This window comes from Pseudomonas oleovorans subsp. oleovorans (assembly GCF_002197815.1).
Taxonomy (GTDB): domain Bacteria; phylum Pseudomonadota; class Gammaproteobacteria; order Pseudomonadales; family Pseudomonadaceae; genus Aquipseudomonas; species Aquipseudomonas oleovorans.
In genome coordinates this window covers 1-600 of the sequence record NZ_NIUB01000105.1, presented here as the reverse complement: position 1 = coordinate 600, position 600 = coordinate 1, and the positions used below count along the sequence as shown (strand labels likewise).

Here is a 600-nt window from a genome sequence, read left to right as displayed (position 1 = left end):
ACTCAACAACCACCGACTGAAGTCGGTGGGTTAGTGACTTACGGACTGAAAGTCCGGATACGCGTCGACTGAACGACGCGTCGGATCAGTCAGGCTCCATCCTGAAATTATCGTTCGGGCTCGGCTCAAAATGATGCTCCAGATACTGCTTGATCATCTCTTCCGTCATCTGCCCAACCGTCGCGCAAAAGTACCCGCGAGCCCAAAAATGCTGCCCCCAATAGCGCTTTTTCAGATGGGGAAACTCCTCGAAAAGCTTGCTCGCCGTACGCCCCTTGATCCGCCTCATGATCTCACTCGGCGCCAAATTCGGCGGACTGCTCACCAGAATATGCACGTGATCCTTGCTCACCACACCTTTCACAATCCGAATTTCAAATGCTTCGCACGTCTGTCTCACCAGCTCTCGCACTCGCTCAGCAACCTCACCGCTGAGCACCTTGTATCGGTACTTAGTCACCCAAACAAAGTGATACTCGATCTGGTAGACCGTATGACTGCCGTATCTGTAATCCATGCGCTTGCCCTCCAGCCCCGCATGGTGGCGCTAAAGCTCACCGGCTGAAAGCCGGTGGTTTTAACCTTTCGATGGAAAATAAA

Annotated in this window: 1 protein-coding gene; it reads right to left on the bottom strand. The window is 53.0% G+C overall.

What is annotated here, in order from left to right:
* Nucleotides 1–85: 85 nt before the first annotated feature.
* Nucleotides 86–517, bottom strand: a complete 432-nt coding sequence (tnpA, locus tag PSOLE_RS23460; protein ID WP_003460108.1) for an IS200/IS605 family transposase — start codon at nucleotides 515–517, stop codon at nucleotides 86–88.
* Nucleotides 518–600: the final 83 nt, after the last annotated feature.

Excerpts from the sequence above, each read along its gene's own strand:
- tnpA (WP_003460108.1), bottom strand. The coding sequence starts at position 517 with ATGGATTACAGATACGGCAGTCATACGGTCTACCAGATCGAGTATCAC.